This is a genomic window from Methylobacterium sp. HMF5984 (assembly GCF_045033435.1).
Lineage (GTDB): Bacteria > Pseudomonadota > Alphaproteobacteria > Rhizobiales > Beijerinckiaceae > Methylobacterium.
The window spans coordinates 737,599-751,492 of the sequence record NZ_JBJFLN010000001.1; the positions used below are offsets into that span (position 1 = coordinate 737,599).

Annotated in this window: 15 protein-coding genes; 5 read left to right on the top strand and 10 right to left on the bottom strand. The window is 72.2% G+C overall.

The genetic code is table 11. The annotated features are described in order from the left end of the window. Positions 1-183 precede the first annotated feature (183 nt). Positions 184-456, top strand: a complete 273-nt coding sequence (locus tag ACFZ8E_RS03520) for a hypothetical protein (protein WP_147729422.1) — start codon at positions 184-186, stop codon at positions 454-456. 30 nt (positions 457-486) lie between these two features. Here the strand turns inward: ACFZ8E_RS03520 and rfbA are convergent, their stop codons facing one another. The 5 genes from rfbA to queE form a co-directional block, all read right to left on the bottom strand. Beyond that, positions 487-1,365, bottom strand: a complete 879-nt coding sequence (gene rfbA, locus ACFZ8E_RS03525) for a glucose-1-phosphate thymidylyltransferase RfbA (protein WP_243937701.1) — start codon at positions 1,363-1,365, stop codon at positions 487-489. Further along, a complete protein-coding gene (gene rfbD, locus ACFZ8E_RS03530; RefSeq protein WP_243933952.1) occupies positions 1,362-2,261 on the bottom strand; it encodes a dTDP-4-dehydrorhamnose reductase in 900 nt (299 codons plus the stop codon). The genes rfbA and rfbD overlap by 4 nt, the downstream gene beginning before the upstream one ends. Next, positions 2,262-3,338, bottom strand: coding sequence for a dTDP-glucose 4,6-dehydratase (gene rfbB / locus ACFZ8E_RS03535; protein ID WP_405042025.1), 1,077 nt, complete (start codon positions 3,336-3,338; stop codon positions 2,262-2,264). A 47-nt stretch (positions 3,339-3,385) separates the two neighbouring features. After that, complete coding sequence (gene rfbC / locus ACFZ8E_RS03540; protein ID WP_243934421.1) at positions 3,386-3,937, bottom strand: dTDP-4-dehydrorhamnose 3,5-epimerase; 552 nt, start codon at positions 3,935-3,937, stop codon at positions 3,386-3,388. Positions 3,938-4,192: 255 nt separating this feature from the next. Beyond that, positions 4,193-4,825, bottom strand: a complete 633-nt coding sequence (queE, locus tag ACFZ8E_RS03545) for a 7-carboxy-7-deazaguanine synthase (RefSeq protein WP_243950222.1) — start codon at positions 4,823-4,825, stop codon at positions 4,193-4,195. 252 nt (positions 4,826-5,077) lie between these two features. Here queE and ACFZ8E_RS03550 point away from each other — a divergent pair, with 252 nt between their 5' ends. The 3 genes from ACFZ8E_RS03550 to ACFZ8E_RS03560 all read left to right on the top strand — a co-directional run bounded on the left by ACFZ8E_RS03550 (position 5,078) and on the right by ACFZ8E_RS03560 (position 8,709). Next, the gene (locus tag ACFZ8E_RS03550) at positions 5,078-6,592 is read left to right on the top strand and encodes a serine hydrolase (protein ID WP_405042026.1); all 1,515 of its coding nucleotides are present in this window, start codon (positions 5,078-5,080) and stop codon (positions 6,590-6,592) included. 48 nt (positions 6,593-6,640) lie between these two features. Further along, a complete protein-coding gene (locus ACFZ8E_RS03555; protein ID WP_405042027.1) occupies positions 6,641-7,711 on the top strand; it encodes a CobW family GTP-binding protein in 1,071 nt (356 codons plus the stop codon). A gap of 107 nt (positions 7,712-7,818) precedes the next feature. Continuing rightward, positions 7,819-8,709, top strand: a complete 891-nt coding sequence (locus ACFZ8E_RS03560; protein WP_243950218.1) for a hypothetical protein — start codon at positions 7,819-7,821, stop codon at positions 8,707-8,709. A gap of 4 nt (positions 8,710-8,713) precedes the next feature. Here ACFZ8E_RS03560 and ACFZ8E_RS03565 read toward each other — a convergent pair whose 3' ends face one another. From ACFZ8E_RS03565 to ACFZ8E_RS03585, 5 genes are all read right to left on the bottom strand, one after another. Beyond that, the gene (locus tag ACFZ8E_RS03565; protein WP_147728691.1) at positions 8,714-9,034 is read right to left on the bottom strand and encodes an HPr family phosphocarrier protein; all 321 of its coding nucleotides are present in this window, start codon (positions 9,032-9,034) and stop codon (positions 8,714-8,716) included. A 126-nt stretch (positions 9,035-9,160) separates the two neighbouring features. Further along, the gene (locus ACFZ8E_RS03570) at positions 9,161-9,562 is read right to left on the bottom strand and encodes a PTS sugar transporter subunit IIA (protein WP_147728692.1); all 402 of its coding nucleotides are present in this window, start codon (positions 9,560-9,562) and stop codon (positions 9,161-9,163) included. 124 nt (positions 9,563-9,686) lie between these two features. Next, on the bottom strand, positions 9,687-10,223 hold the full coding sequence (locus tag ACFZ8E_RS03575) for an HPr kinase/phosphorylase (RefSeq protein ID WP_405042028.1): 537 nt from the start codon (positions 10,221-10,223) through the stop codon (positions 9,687-9,689). 8 nt (positions 10,224-10,231) lie between these two features. Beyond that, complete coding sequence (locus ACFZ8E_RS03580; RefSeq protein WP_147842981.1) at positions 10,232-12,037, bottom strand: sensor histidine kinase; 1,806 nt, start codon at positions 12,035-12,037, stop codon at positions 10,232-10,234. A gap of 20 nt (positions 12,038-12,057) precedes the next feature. Continuing rightward, positions 12,058-12,768: a response regulator transcription factor gene (locus ACFZ8E_RS03585; protein WP_147728688.1), complete on the bottom strand. Its 711-nt coding sequence runs from the start codon at positions 12,766-12,768 to the stop codon at positions 12,058-12,060. Positions 12,769-13,070: 302 nt separating this feature from the next. On the opposite strand from ACFZ8E_RS03585, the gene ACFZ8E_RS03590 reads away from it, so the two are divergent. Further along, positions 13,071-13,868, top strand: coding sequence for a HugZ family protein (locus ACFZ8E_RS03590; RefSeq protein ID WP_405042029.1), 798 nt, complete (start codon positions 13,071-13,073; stop codon positions 13,866-13,868). The last annotated feature ends 26 nt before the right edge of the window (positions 13,869-13,894 follow it).

The following is a 13,894-nucleotide window of genomic DNA, read 5'->3' on the forward strand; positions in this document are numbered from 1 at the left end:
CGCGGTGTCGGCTCCGGAAGTTCGGCGTGCGGGTTCGTCCGCCGGCGGCGCGTCGCGACGCGGCGAAGGCCGGTCCTGATACGGCGGCGCAGGCCCGACTGCAAAGGTGCGCCGCAGACGCCCCGCCCCGCGGGTCGAACCGACACGCCGTCGCCCGCGTTACGCCGGGACAAGGAGCCGACGATGTCCAGAACCCACGGAATTTCCGCTTTCGCCCTCGCCGCCGCTGTGGCCGCGTCATGGTCGGGCCAAGCGCTCGCCCAGGCCCAGACGGGCACGGGCGGCGGGCCGACCACGACGATCACCGCGCCGAACACCTCGAGCGTCGGCCAGACCGTTCCGCGCCCGGGCGCCGCCGGCGAGGGCAGATTGGGCGACCGGGAGACGCGGACGGCCAACGAGAAGAAGGACGATCAGCTCATGCGCGGCATCTGCATCGGCTGCAGCAAGCAGTGACGGCGGCCCGGCGGTTCACTGAACCCGAGTTCACGCCGCCGGGTTCTCGCGTGCCAATCGCAACAGGTTCTGTCCGTAGGCGGTCTTCTTGAACAGCTCGCCGCGGGCGACGAGCTGCTCGTGGCCGATGAAGCCCTGCTCGAACGCGATCTCCTCCAGGCAGGCGACCTGCAGCCCCTGGCGGTGCTGGATCGTGCGCACGAACTCGGAGGCCTCCAGCAGGCTGTCGTGCGTGCCGGTGTCGAGCCAGGCGTAGCCGCGGGACATCTTCTCGACGTGGAGCTGGCCGCGCTCGAGATAGGCCTCGTTGACCGAGGTGATCTCGAGCTCGCCCCGCGCCGAGGGCGTCACCGCGGCGGCGATGTCGAGCACCTGATTGTCGTAGAAGTACAGGCCGGTCACCGCCCAGGTCGATTCCGGCTCGGCCGGCTTCTCGACCAGCCGCAACGGCCGCCCGGCCGCGTCGAGCGTGACCACGCCGTAGGCCTGCGGGTTGTCGACGTGGTAGGCGAACACCGTCGCCCCCGCCTTGCGCTCGGCGGCGCGCGCCAGCAGGTCGCTCATGCCGGCGCCGAAGAACAGGTTGTCGCCGAGGATCAGCGCGACGTCGTCCTCGCCGACGAACTCACGGCCGATGAGGAAGGCCTGCGCCAGCCCCTCGGGCCTCGGCTGCACCGCGTAGGCGAAGCGCAGCCCGAACTGCTCGCCGGTGCCGAACAGGCGCTTGTAGTTGTCGAGGTGCTCGGGGCTCGAGATGATCAGGATCTCGCGGATGCCGGCCAGCATCAGCACCGAGACCGGGTAGTAGATCATCGGCTTGTCGTAGACCGGCAGCAGCTGCTTGTTGATCGACAGCGTCGCCGGATGCAGCCGCGTGCCGGAGCCGCCGGCCAGGATGATGCCCTTCATCGGAAGGCCTCCGTTGTGACCGGCCCGATCAGGCGGTCGAGAATGGTGTCGAGAGCTTGTTGCCACGGCCGCATCGCGATGCCGTAGGCGGCGTTCAGGCTCTCGGTCGAGAGCGCGGAGTTCGCCGGCCGCCGGGCCGGGGTCGGGTAGGCGCTGGTGGGGATGCCCGCGACCGGCACGGAGCGGCCGCCGCGGCGGGCGCTGCCGGCGACGATGGCTTGCGCAAAACCGTGCCAGGTGGTCGTCCCGGCGTTGACGCAGTGGAAGGTGCCGGTCGGCGCCCCCGCGTCGCCCGCCATCCGCAGGGCGACGGCGGCCAGCGCCGCGGCGAGGTCGGCCGCCGAGGTCGGGCAGCCGTGCTGGTCGTCGACCACGGTGAGCCGGTCGCGCTCGGCGGACAGCCGCAGCATCGTCTTCACGAAGTTGCCCCGGTGCGGGCTCACCACCCAGGCGGTGCGCAGGATCGCGTGGCGCGGGTTGCCGGCCCGCACCGCCAGCTCGCCCCCGGCCTTGCTCGCGCCGTAGACGCTGCGCGGCGCGATCGGGTCGTCGGGCCGGTAGGCGCCGTCGCGCGTGCCGTCGAAGACGTAGTCGGTCGAGACCTGCACCAGCGGGACGGCGTGGCGCGCGGTCTCGGCGGCCAGGATCGCCGGCGCCAGCGCGTTGAGGCGCCAGGCGGCCACCGGCTCGGCCTCGGCCCTGTCGACCGCGGTGTAGGCGGCCGTGTTGATCACCGCGCCCCAGGGGCGCTCCGCCATCCGAGCCGCCACCGCCTCCGCATCGGTGATGTCGAGGGCGGCGCGGTCGGGCGCGTGGACTCGGACGCCGTCCGGCCAGGCGTAGGCCTGCAGCTCGGTGCCGACCTGCCCGGCGCCGCCGAGAACGAGGATGTCCATTCAGGCGCCGCCCGTCGCGGCGGGCGCGGCCGGGGCGAGGCCGAGGCGCTCGCCGGCGTAGCGGCCCTCGCGGATCGGGCGCCACCAGGCCGCGTTGTCGAGGTACCAGCGCACGGTCTCCTCCAGCGCCTGCTCGAAGGTCTTGGACGGCGCCCAGCCGATCTCGGCCTCGGCCTTGCCCGGGTCGATCGCGTAGCGCCGGTCGTGCCCGGGCCGGTCGGCGACGAAGGCGATCAGCCGCGCGTGCGGGGCGTGCTCGGGCCGCAGCCGGTCGAAGGCGGCGCACAGCGCCTCGACCACGGCGAGGTTGTTGCGCACCGCGCGCCCGCCGAGCAGGTAGGTCTCGCCGACCCGGCCGCGCTCCAGCACCGCCACCAGGCCGCGGGCGTGGTCCTCGACGTGGATCCAGTCGCGCTCGTTCAGGCCGTCGCCGTAGACCGGCAGCGGACGGCCCTCGAGCGCGTTGAGGATCATCAGCGGAATGAGCTTTTCCGGGAAGTGGCGCGGCCCGTAGTTGTTCGAGCAGTTCGTCACCAGCACCGGCAGGCCGTAGGTCTCGTGCCAGGCCCGGGCCAGGTGGTCGGAGGCGGCCTTCGAGGCCGAGTACGGCGAGCGCGGGTCGTAGCGGCTGCCTTCCGTGAAGAACCCGCCCGGCGGCAGCGAGCCGTAGACCTCGTCGGTCGAGACGTGGAGGAAGCGGAAGCGGCCCTGCGCGTCCGCCGCCAGCCCCTCGTGGTGGCCGCGCGCCGCGTCCAGCATCACCTGGGTGCCGATCACGTTGGTCCGGATGAACGCGCCCGGATCGGTGATCGAGCGGTCGACGTGGCTTTCGGCCGCCAGGTGCATCACCGCGTCGGGCCGGAAGTCCGCGAACGCCGCGCGCACCGCGTCGGCGTCGCAGATGTCGGCCTCGACCAGGCGGTGGCGGGGATCCTCGGCGAGGGGCGCCAGCGACACCGGGTTGGCCGCGTAGGTCAGCGCGTCCAGCGTCAGCACGTCGTGGCCGAGGTCGCGCACCAGGTGGAGCACGAGGGCGGAGCCGATGAAGCCGCAGCCGCCGGTCACCAGGATGCGCATGTCGGGCCTTTCCTTCACGTCGTCGATGGCGCTCGCGTGCCGGGGCTTCAGAACACCGGCCCGAGCTCGGACAGGCGCGGCGCCGCCCGGTCCTTGTCGGACAGGATCGCCTCCGCGGCCAGGACCGGCCAGTCGATGCCGACGTCCGGGTCGTTCCAGACCAGGGCGCGGTCGTGGGCCGGGCTGTAGTAGGCGTCGACCTTGTAGGCCACCATCGTGTCCGGCGTCAGGGTGCAGAAGCCGTGGGCGAAGCCGTGCGGGATGAACAATTGCTCGCCGCCCTCGGCATCGAGCGTGACGGCCACATGCTGCCCGTAGGTGGCGGAATCACGGCGCAGGTCGACCGCCACGTCGAGGATCGCCCCGGCCAGCACCCGCACGAGCTTGGCCTGGGCCTGCGGCGCGACCTGGAAGTGCAGCCCGCGGATCGTCCCCTTGGGCGCCGAGAACGACTGGTTGTCCTGCACGAAGGCGCAGGCGATCCCCGCCCGCGCCAGCGCGTCGACGCGAAACGTCTCCGAGAACCACCCGCGCGCGTCCCCGAAGCGCTTCGGGACAACCCGCATCACCCCCGGAACCCGGGTCTCGATCACATCCATCGCACGCTCCCCGAATGCGCCGCGCTCGCGCCGGACACCGCCCCGGACCGAGCCTCGGCGCCTGTCCCGCCCATCGCGACGGGGCTTCCAAACATTCCCGGAAGTTGTCAAGGCTCGGCAATCCGAGGGAACCGACGGATCCGGGCCATGACCGCGACGATCCGCGCGCGCCTGAAATTGCAACTAGTAGTTGACCGCGGGGTTAACCGCCCGGTGAAATCGCGCCGCCGACGGATCGGCTCGGCGGGCGCGCGCTCACGGGATCCCGATCATCTTGTGCGTCTGGAGCGAGAGCCGCCAGCGGGCATCCGCGCGGCAATAGGCGACGGCGGCGCCGGTGTTGGCGATCCGGTCCGGCCCGTCCATCGGCTGGAGCCAGCGATGGTGGAAATCGAGGTCGGCGACCGTCTCCGGCGCGAGGTCGGCCTGCGGGAAGACGAGCTTCAGCTCGTCGCCGCGTCGCTGCACCAGCGGCGCACCGGCCTTGGGGCTGACGCAGATCCAGTCGATCCCTTCCGGTGCCGCGAGCGTCCCGTTGGTCTCGACCGCGATCGCGAAGCCGCGGGCGTGGACGGCCGCGATCAGCTCCGGGTCGAGCTGCAGCAGCGGCTCTCCGCCGGTGAAGACGACGTAGTGCGCGTGGGGACCGCCCTCCCAGGTCCGTGCGATCGCATCCGCGAGGTGGTCGGCGGTCGCGAACTTTCCGCCGCCCTCGCCGTCGGTGCCGACGAAGGCCGTGTCGCAGAACCAGCAGACCGCCTCGGCCCGGTCCGCCTCGCGGCCGGACCAGAGATTGCAGCCGGCGAACCGGCAGAACACCGCCGCCCGCCCGGCCTGCGCGCCCTCGCCCTGGAGCGTGTGGAAGAGTTCCTTGACCGCGTACGCCATCGTCCCGCCGGGCCCGAGCCGATGACGGCCGGGGCATCGTCCTGTCCTGAAAAGATCGTCGCGCGACAGCACATAGGCGCGCCCGTGCCGCAACGCCACATCACGGCGGTGGACGCGCGAAGATCCGCCATGCTCTCGCCACGGTGCCCGCGTTGAACGGCCGACGTTCTCAGGGCCCTCCTTCGCGGCCGCGAGAGGGACGGCATCGGGCCCGGTGCCGGCGCGGCGTTCCACTGCTTTGAGTCGGGGTCGATGTCGAACCGTTTCCTGAGGCGCCTCACCCTGGGGCTCGCAACGCTTGCCGGCCTGCTCGCTGCGCAGGCGGCCGACGCCGTGACCGCACCCGTCCTCGTGGTGGAGGTGGATTCCGGCAAGGTGCTCTACGCGCAAGGCGCGACCGACCCCTGGTACCCGGCCTCGATCACCAAGCTGATGACCACCTACGTCGCCCTCGACCTGGTGCGGCAGGGCAAGGTCTCGCTCGACTCGATGATCACGATCTCGGCCGCCGCCGCCGCCGAGCCGCCCTCCAAGATGGGCTTCAAGCCGGGCACGCAGCTCACCCTCGACAACGCGCTGAAAATCATCATGGTCAAGTCGGCCAACGACGTGGCCTGGGCGATCGGCGAGACCCTCGGCGGCACGATCGACGGCTTCGCCGACATGATGAACGAGACCGCGCGCCGGATCGGCATGCGCGAGAGTCGCTGGTACAACCCGAACGGCCTGCCCGACCCCCGGCAATGGACCTCGGCCCGCGACATGGCGGTGCTCGGCCGCGCGCTGCTGCGCGACTTCCCCGACTCGCACGACCTGTTCTCGATCTCGGCGATCCAGTTCGGCCGCTCGGTGATGGCCAACCACAACGGCCTGCTCGGGCGCTATGCCGGCGTCGACGGGATGAAGACCGGCTTCATCTGCGCCGGCGGCTTCAACGTGGTCGCCAGCGCCAACCGCAACGGCCGGCGCATCCTCACCATCGTGATGGGCAGCCCGAGCGCGCGCGAGCGCGACCTCAAGGCCGCCGACCTGTTCGATTACGGCTTCGGCCAGTCGGCCGGATGGACCGCGCAGACGCTCGACGCGTTGCCCGCTTCCGCCATCGGCGCGCCGCCTGACATGCGGCCCTACATCTGCGACCGCAAGAAGCCGATGCCGATCGACGAGGGCCCCGGCGCCATCGCCGGAAACGCCGACAACGCCGGCGCGCAGTTCCTCGGCGCCGCCGGCCTGTCCTCGCCCGCGCTGACCCTGGCGACGCTCAACGGCGCCGCCGCTCGCAACCGCACCCTGCCGCCGCGCGCCCCGCTGCAGCCGATCCTGGTCTGGATCGGCCGCGACCCGGCGGAGGGGCAGATCATGCTCAACGAGCAGGCCGAGGCCGAGAAGGCCGCCGCCGCCGCCACGCGCGAGGCGAAGCTCGAGGCCGCCAAGGCCAAGCGCGAGGCGGCGCTCGAGGCGGCCAAGCAGAAGCGCGCCGCGGCCGCGGAAGCCAAGACCCAGGCAAAGGCTCAGGGGAAGGATCAGGGCAAGGCGAAGGCCGCGATCGCCGGCGCCGTGCCCCGCGCGGCCAGCGCCTACACCTCGGTCGACGTGTCCGGCATGCCGGAGGCCAAGCACAAGCCGCCGACCCACGCCAAGCCGGCGACGGCGGTGACGCATAAGGGCGGCAAGCCCGCGGTGGCCAAATCCGTGCAGACCAAGCCGAAGGCCGGCGCGAAGCCCAAGCCCAACGCGGCCAAGTCGGCCGAATCCGCGGACGAGTGATCGGCGCGCGCGATTGAGCCCGCCGCCCGACCGCGCTAGGCCGGCGGCATGACCGACGCTCCCCGCCGACCGGACCCGATCCCGCTCACCGTGCTCACCGGCTTCCTCGGAGCCGGCAAGACCACGCTGCTCAACCGGGTGCTGCGCGATCCGGCGCTCGCCGACACGGTCGTCATCGTCAACGAGTTCGGCGAGATCGGCCTCGATCACCTGCTGATCGAGGCGATCGACGAGAACATGGTCCTGCTCGGCGCCGGCTGCCTGTGCTGCACCGTGCGCGGCGACCTGATCGCGACGCTGGAAGACCTGCTGCGCAAGCGCGACAACGGCCGGATCACGCCGTTCCGCCGGGTCGTGATCGAGACCACCGGCCTCGCCGACCCCGCGCCGATCCTGCACGCGCTGATCTACCACCCCTACCTCGTGATGCGGTACCGGCTGCAAGGCGTCGTCACCGTGGTGGACGCGGTCAACGGGTTCGACACGCTCGACGCCCACCCGGAGGCGGTGCGGCAGGTGGCGGTGGCCGACCGGATCGTCCTCGCGAAGGCGGATCTGGCCGGCGACACCGGTTCGCTGCGGGCGCGCCTGCACGCCCTCAACCCGGCCGCACCGATCGATCCGCCCGACGTCCCCGCCGAGACGCTGCTCGGCGGCCTGTTCGGCCTCGACGGCAAGGCCGCCGACGTGCAGGCCTGGCTCGGAGCCGTGCCGGAGGCGGACGGGCACGCTCACGACGTGAACCGGCACGACGCGGCGATCCGCGCCTTCTCGCTGACGAGCGACGTGCCGGTGCCCCGCGCGTCCTTCGAGATGTTCCTCGACCTGCTTCGGGGAAGCCACGGCCCGAAGCTGCTGCGCCTGAAGGGCCTCGTCGCGATCGCCGACGATCCCGACCGGCCGGTGGTAGTCCACGGCGTCCAGCACGTGGTGCACGCCCCCGTCACCCTGCCGGCCTGGCCCGACGACGACCGCACCTCGCGCCTCGTCCTGATCGTCCGCGACCTCGACCCGGACTTCGTCCTCCGGCTCTGGGACGCCTTCCTCGGCCGCCCGCGGATCGACGCGCCGGATGCGGCGGCGCTTACCGACAACCCGCTTGCCATTCCCGGCGGCTGACGGCTCCCGCGGCATCATCCTTGAAGCCCGCACCCCAAAGGGCGCCTCCAGGGGTGCCGAACGTTCCAGAGTGGGACGGTTCCTCTCGAATGCGGGACGCAGGTGCCATGATGCACGGCTTCACGGTCATCCAGGGCGGGCAGGCGGTCCCCGACGCGGCGGCGATCGGCCATCCGGTCGCGCGGGCGTCCGAGGAGGCGGCTTCGAACGGACATGCGGCGTCGCGCTGGCGCGTCGACCTCCACCGTGCCGGCACCGTCGACGACGATGCGGTCGCCGCCTGGCGGGCGCTGATGACGCGCAACGCGATCACCGATCCGCGGGTCGATCCGGATTACGTGCTGAGCGCCGCCCGCCATCAATCCGGCGGCCGGACCATCGCCTTCGCCCTGGCCTGGGACCGGGACGGCAACGGCCGCGCGGCGCTCCACGGGGTGATGCCGATGGCGATGCCGCACCCGATCTGGGGGCGGGGCCGGGCCGACCTGTGGCAGCCGCCGGGCCTCCCGGACCCCGCGGCCGCCCTGATCGACGGGTCGCGGGCGGAGGCCGTCGAGGCCGCGGTCCGCGGCCGGCTCGCGGGCCTGCGCTGGCCCCTGCGGCTCGGGGCGCCGACGCGCCTGCCGACCCAGGGCGACGCCCCGCGCCCGGTCCTCGCCGCCACCCATGAGGGCCGGCGCCGGACCATTCCCGCCGACTGCGTGATCGGCGTGCGCGCCGGGGACGACGCGGCGGCCGAGGTCGAACAGGTGTCCGCCCCGGGCCTGATCCCGTCCGCGGTCGAGGAATTCCTCGCGCTGGACGCGCGCCACGCGGCGCGCCCGATCATCGCCGATCCGTCGGAGGCGTCGATGGTGCGGGTGGTGACCCGCCTGTTCGCCCGCCGCGGGCAGATGCGGATCGAGCTCGCCCGCCGCGCCGGGGAGCTTGTCGCCGGCACGCTCCACCTCGGCGCGGGCGCCCGCGCCGTGGTCTGGCGGCGCGCGGCGCGGGTGTGACGCGCTACTCGTCCTCGCCGAACCTGTCGGCGAGCAGCGCCTCGATCGCCGCGAGGCAGGGCTCGGCGTCGGCTCCGACGGCGGTGACCATCACATGGGTGCCCTGCGCCGCGCCGAGCGTCAGCAGCCCCATGATCGAGCGGCCGCCCACCGTCTCGCCGGCGCGGGTCACCGTGACCTGAGCGTCGAAGCGCTCGACGGTCTGGACGAACTTGGCGGATGCCCGCGCGTGCAGGCCGCGTCGGTTGATGATCGGCAGGCGCCGCAGGAAGCCGCCGTCGGGCACGGGCGGCGGCTCGTCGTCGGGTTCGAAGAGGTCGTCCATCCCCCGGCGCGCTTCCCTGTCCGTCGCCGCGCTGCGATTCGCGTCGGCCTGAATCGGCGCGCGCACGGCGCGGCCCTCACCGTGCGTAGCGGGTCGGCGGTCGGGACGGCAAGATGACGGGGAAGACTATTTGCCGGCGAGAACGCGCGAGGCGACGTTGATGTACTTGCGGCCGGCTTCCTGGGCGTGGAGCACCGCGTCGCCGAGGGATTCCGCATCGCGGACGCTGGCGAGCTTGATCAGCATCGGCAGGTTGATGCCCGCCACCACCTCGACGGCGCCGCCGTTCATGCAGGACAGCGCGAGGTTCGACGGCGTGCCGCCGAACATGTCGGTCAGCACGACGACGCCGGTTCCGGTATTCACCCGGCCGACCGCCGACATGATGTCCCGCCGCCGAAGCTCCATGTCGTCTTCCGGACCGATCGTGATGGTTTCGATCTGCTTCTGAGGGCCAACCACGTGCTCCAATGCGGCCCTGAATTCGGTCGCGAGCAGTCCGTGGGTGACGAGCACCATGCCAATCATCGACACGTATTCCGGTGTCCTGTGAACGAGTCCGCCATGTTGTGCATTGCACGCACAGGCTCAAGGCAGTCGCGACGTTTTGATCGCCCGTCGCCGCGATCATGCCACGCAAGTGAGCACCGCGCTACGGGGCCGCGCGGGTCCGGTCGACGGGAAGCGCCGTGTGCGACTGCGAAGACACGCTGAGCCCGGCCAATGCCCGTTCCGCGAGCACCAGGCCGGGTGCGAGGCCGGCCTCGCGCACCGCGCGGTCGATCCGGAGCGCGGGCAGGGCGATGCCGAGGATCGTGGCCTCGCCATCCGGCGCATCGGGCAGGCGCGGCTCGCCGGCGACGAGGTCGACGACGAGCCGCAGGACGCAGGCCTCGACGCTCTCCACCGCGATGATCCCGTGGCCGCGGATCTCGATCCGCCCGGCGATGGCGGGATGCGGGCGTGCCACGACGCGCCCGTGGCACCGCGCGAGGCGCACCCGGTCGTCGCCGACCAGGGCCGCGAAGCCGCCCCGAAGGGTGGCCCGCTCCATCAGCGCTAGGGCGAGGCTCGACTTGCCGGCGCCCGCCTCGCCGCGGAGCAGCACGCCCGCCTCGCCGACCACGACGCAGGTGGCGTGCACGGTGGCACGCTCCGCATCCGTCGCATCGTGCGATGCGCGGCGCACCGGCCCGATCACGCCGCCGACAACTGCCGCGGCGCCGCCGGGATCCGCACGATGAATCGGGCGCCGCGGACCGTCGGCTCGCCGTCCTCGTCCGCCGGGCCGGGGCGGTTCTCGGCGCGGATCGAGCCGCGATGCGCCTGGACGATCTGGCGGGAGATCGAGAGGCCGAGCCCCGAGTTCTGGCCGAAGCCCTGCTCGGGACGGTCGGTGTAGAAGCGCTCGAAGATCCGCTCGAGGGCGTGCTCGGGAATGCCCGGCCCCTCGTCCTCGCAGATCAGTTCGATGTCGCCGCGCACCCGGCGCAGCGCCACGCGCACCTTCGCCTCGGTCGGCGAGAACGAGCGGGCGTTGTCGAGGAGGTTGTTCACCACCTGCCCGAGGCGGCTGTCGTGCCCGATGATCGCGAACGGCGTGTCCTGGTCGCCGGCCGGCGCGTCAACGTCGAGCTGGATCAGGCAGTCCTTGGGGCGCTTGCGCTCGTTGGCGACCGAGACCACCGTGGTCAGGAGCTTGCGCAGGTCGACCTTGCGCGCCTCGGCGCGGGCGAGCTCGGCGTCGAGCCGCGAGGCGTCGGCGATGTCGCTGATCAGGCGGTCGAGGCGCTTCACGTCGTGCTGGATGATCGCCATCAGCCGGCTGCGCGAATCGTCGTTGCGGGCGAGCGGCAGGGTCTCGACCGCGCTGCGCAGGGAGGTCAGCGGGTTCTTCAGCTCGTGGCTGACGTCGGCGGCGAAGCTCTCGATCGCGTCGATGCGCCGGTAGAGCGCCTGCGTCATGTCCCGCAGGGCGCCCGAGAGGTGGCCGATCTCGTCGGTGCGGCTGGTGAAGTCGGGGATCTCCTCGCGGGTCTTGATCCCCATGCGCACCTTCTCGGCGGCTTCCGCCAGCCGCCGCACCGGGCCGGCGATGGCGCCGGCGAGCAGGATCGAGAGTACCACCATCACCATCGCGGCCACGAGGAAGACCTGGAACAGGCCGAAGCGCTCCGAGGCAATGACGCGGTCGATCGCGTCGCCCTGCGTCGAGAGCAGCAGCGCGCCGCGCACCGCCCCCGAGCGCTGGATCGGCACGGCGACCGACACCGTGGTCTCGCCGAGCCCGTTGCGGCGCACGAGGCTGCCGCGGGCGCCGTTCAGGGCGGTCTGGACCTCGCGCAGGGAATGGCCGTTCGTCGGCCCGATCTCCTCCTGCGGCTTCACCCGCTCGCCGAACAGGCCGAAGCTCCACGCTTGCGCGACCTCGAAGGCGCGCTCGAGCAGGGAGCGCTTGCGGATCTGGGGCGCACCCGCGGCGCCCTCGGGCCGGTTGAACAGCGAGCGCGTGTCGAACAGCAGGCCGCCCTCGCTGTCGTAGACCCGCGCGCGGTTGCCCGTCGGGGTCACGAGGCGGCGCAGGAGCGGCGCGACCTGCTCCGGGTTGAGCGAGAAGGCGAGCGGCTGCGATTCCTCGTCCGGCGCGTTGCTGCCCTCGCCCGCCTGCTGCTGCAGCAGCTTGTCGGGGTCGATCCGGATCGTCCCGGTATCGACCGAGGCGGAGGAGGCGATGGCGCCGGCGATGATGTCGCCCTGGATCGCCAGGCTCTGCACGCGGGCCTGGATCAGCCCCTGCCGGAACTGGTTCAGGTATAGGAACCCGACGAGCAGCGCGATCAGCCCGACGAGGTTGAGCACGACGATGCGGCGGGTCAGGCTCGACGAGGCCCGCTGACCGATCGCATCCCAGGAGGCCCGCGGCCATGCGAGCGGGCCGCGGCGCGGCTCTTCATCGGTCTGCGACGTCACGACGGTCCGGTGTTCGAGAAGCGATCGAGGCATTCGGGGCGGGGCGCGGAGCTTCAGCCTTCCTTGAAGCGGTAGCCGACGCCGTAGAGCGTCTCGATCATGTCGAACGCGGTGTCGGTCACCTTGAACTTCTTGCGCAGGCGCTTGATGTGGCTGTCGATGGTGCGGTCGTCGACGTAGACCTGGTCGTCGTAGGCCGCGTCCATCAGCGCGTTGCGGCTCTTCACGACGCCCGGACGGTGGGCGAGCGCCTGCAGGATCAGGAACTCGGTCACCGTCAGGGTCACCGGCTCGCCCTTCCAGGTGCAGGTGTGGCGCTCCGGGTCCATCATCAGCGAGCCGCGCTCGAGCGAGCGGGCGGCGGCGTCCGCCTCGCGGGCGGCGGCGCCCGGGCCGTCCTTCGGGGCGAAGCGGCGCAGCACCGCCTTCACCCGCTCGACCAGCAGCCGCTGCGAGAACGGCTTATGGATGAAGTCGTCGGCGCCCATCTTGAGGCCGAACAGCTCGTCGATCTCCTCGTCCTTCGAGGTCAGGAAGATCACGGGAAGGTCCGATTTCTGCCGCAGGCGCCTGAGAAGCTCCATCCCGTCCATGCGCGGCATCTTGATGTCGAAGATCGCGAGGTCGGGCGGCGAGTGCTTGAGCCCGTCGAGGGCCGAGGCGCCGTCGGTGTAGGTCTGGATCCGGTAGCCTTCGGTCTCCAGGGCGATCGACACCGAGGTGAGGATGTTGCGGTCGTCGTCGACGAGGGCGATGGTCGGCATGCGCGTTCCTTGACTGATCGGGGCGGTGCGGGCGCGTGACGAGGGCCTGCGTCGCCGCCTCCGGCCCCGGACGGGGCAGGCAAAAACGCGAACGCGACGACGAGTCGTATGACCGTGTCCGTTTCGCGCGGAAGGTCTGGTGCTTTAAGCCGAAGTTTCGAAAAAAGCGAGCGGCCATGGTAGCTTGGCCGTATCCGGGCGATGCGCCGCGTCCCCCCGGCCTCGTCGCCGGCCGCGATTTCGCCCTATGATGCGGCGGGCGCGGCGTTTTTCCGACGCCGCTTCGGGGAGCGACGGGCGCGATGGCAGAGACATCCGACAGCGTGGGCGGGGCCGAATCGAGCGCGCCGCGCGGGCCGGCGCGGCCGCTTCCGGCGGCCCAGGCCCCGTTCGACGCGATCGGCCTGTCGCGGCGCCTGCTGCGCAGCATCCGCTCCGGCGCGCTGGCGACCCTCGATGCCGACGGCACGCCGTTCGCCTCGCTGGTGACCATCGCCACCGACGTCGACGGCACGCCGCTGATGCTGCTGTCGCAGCTCTCGGCCCACACCCGCAATCTGCTCGCCGACCCGCGCTGCTCGCTGCTGTTCTCGGCCGGCGGCAAGGGCGATCCGCTCGCCCACCCGCGGCTGACCGTCGTCGGGCGGGGCCTGCGGACCGACGAGCCGCGCGCGCGGGCCCGCTTCCTTGCCCGGCACCCGAAGGCCGCGCTCTACGCCGACTTCCCCGATTTCGGGTTCTTCGCGATCGCGCCGACGGCGGGCCACCTCAACGGCGGCTTCGCCAAGGCAGCGACGCTGACGCGGGCCGAGCTGCTTCTGGATCTCGCCGGCGCGGAGGCGATCGTGGCCGGCGAGCGCGGCGCGATCGAGCACATGAACGCCGACCACGCCGACGCGCTGGCGCTCTACGCGGCCTCGGAGGGAACGGCTGCGTGGCGCCTCACCGGGCTCGACCCGGATGGCATGGACCTGCTGGCCGGCGACCGGACCGCGCGGGTGACGTTCCCGGACACGGTCCGCGACATGGGCGCCTTGCGCAAGGTCCTCGTGGTCATGGCCGCCGAAGCAAGGGCGGCGGCCGAGACGCCGCGGCCCTGAAGCCGACGCATCCCCGCTCGGCCGGC

What these genes read in the sequence shown, in the direction of transcription:
- ACFZ8E_RS03520 (WP_147729422.1), top strand. Translation starts at nt 184, where the DNA reads ATGTCCAGAACCCACGGAATTTCCGCTTTCGCCCTCGCCGCCGCTGTG.
- rfbA (WP_243937701.1), bottom strand. Translation starts at nt 1,365, where the DNA reads ATGAAGGGCATCATCCTGGCCGGCGGCTCCGGCACGCGGCTGCATCCG.
- rfbD (WP_243933952.1), bottom strand. Translation starts at nt 2,261, where the DNA reads ATGGACATCCTCGTTCTCGGCGGCGCCGGGCAGGTCGGCACCGAGCTG.
- rfbB (WP_405042025.1), bottom strand. Translation starts at nt 3,338, where the DNA reads ATGCGCATCCTGGTGACCGGCGGCTGCGGCTTCATCGGCTCCGCCCTC.
- rfbC (WP_243934421.1), bottom strand. Translation starts at nt 3,937, where the DNA reads ATGGATGTGATCGAGACCCGGGTTCCGGGGGTGATGCGGGTTGTCCCG.
- queE (WP_243950222.1), bottom strand. Translation starts at nt 4,825, where the DNA reads ATGGCGTACGCGGTCAAGGAACTCTTCCACACGCTCCAGGGCGAGGGC.
- ACFZ8E_RS03550 (WP_405042026.1), top strand. Translation starts at nt 5,078, where the DNA reads ATGTCGAACCGTTTCCTGAGGCGCCTCACCCTGGGGCTCGCAACGCTT.
- ACFZ8E_RS03555 (WP_405042027.1), top strand. Translation starts at nt 6,641, where the DNA reads ATGACCGACGCTCCCCGCCGACCGGACCCGATCCCGCTCACCGTGCTC.
- ACFZ8E_RS03560 (WP_243950218.1), top strand. Translation starts at nt 7,819, where the DNA reads ATGATGCACGGCTTCACGGTCATCCAGGGCGGGCAGGCGGTCCCCGAC.
- ACFZ8E_RS03565 (WP_147728691.1), bottom strand. Translation starts at nt 9,034, where the DNA reads ATGGACGACCTCTTCGAACCCGACGACGAGCCGCCGCCCGTGCCCGAC.
- ACFZ8E_RS03570 (WP_147728692.1), bottom strand. Translation starts at nt 9,562, where the DNA reads ATGATTGGCATGGTGCTCGTCACCCACGGACTGCTCGCGACCGAATTC.
- ACFZ8E_RS03580 (WP_147842981.1), bottom strand. Translation starts at nt 12,037, where the DNA reads ATGCCTCGATCGCTTCTCGAACACCGGACCGTCGTGACGTCGCAGACC.
- ACFZ8E_RS03585 (WP_147728688.1), bottom strand. Translation starts at nt 12,768, where the DNA reads ATGCCGACCATCGCCCTCGTCGACGACGACCGCAACATCCTCACCTCG.
- ACFZ8E_RS03590 (WP_405042029.1), top strand. Translation starts at nt 13,071, where the DNA reads ATGGCAGAGACATCCGACAGCGTGGGCGGGGCCGAATCGAGCGCGCCG.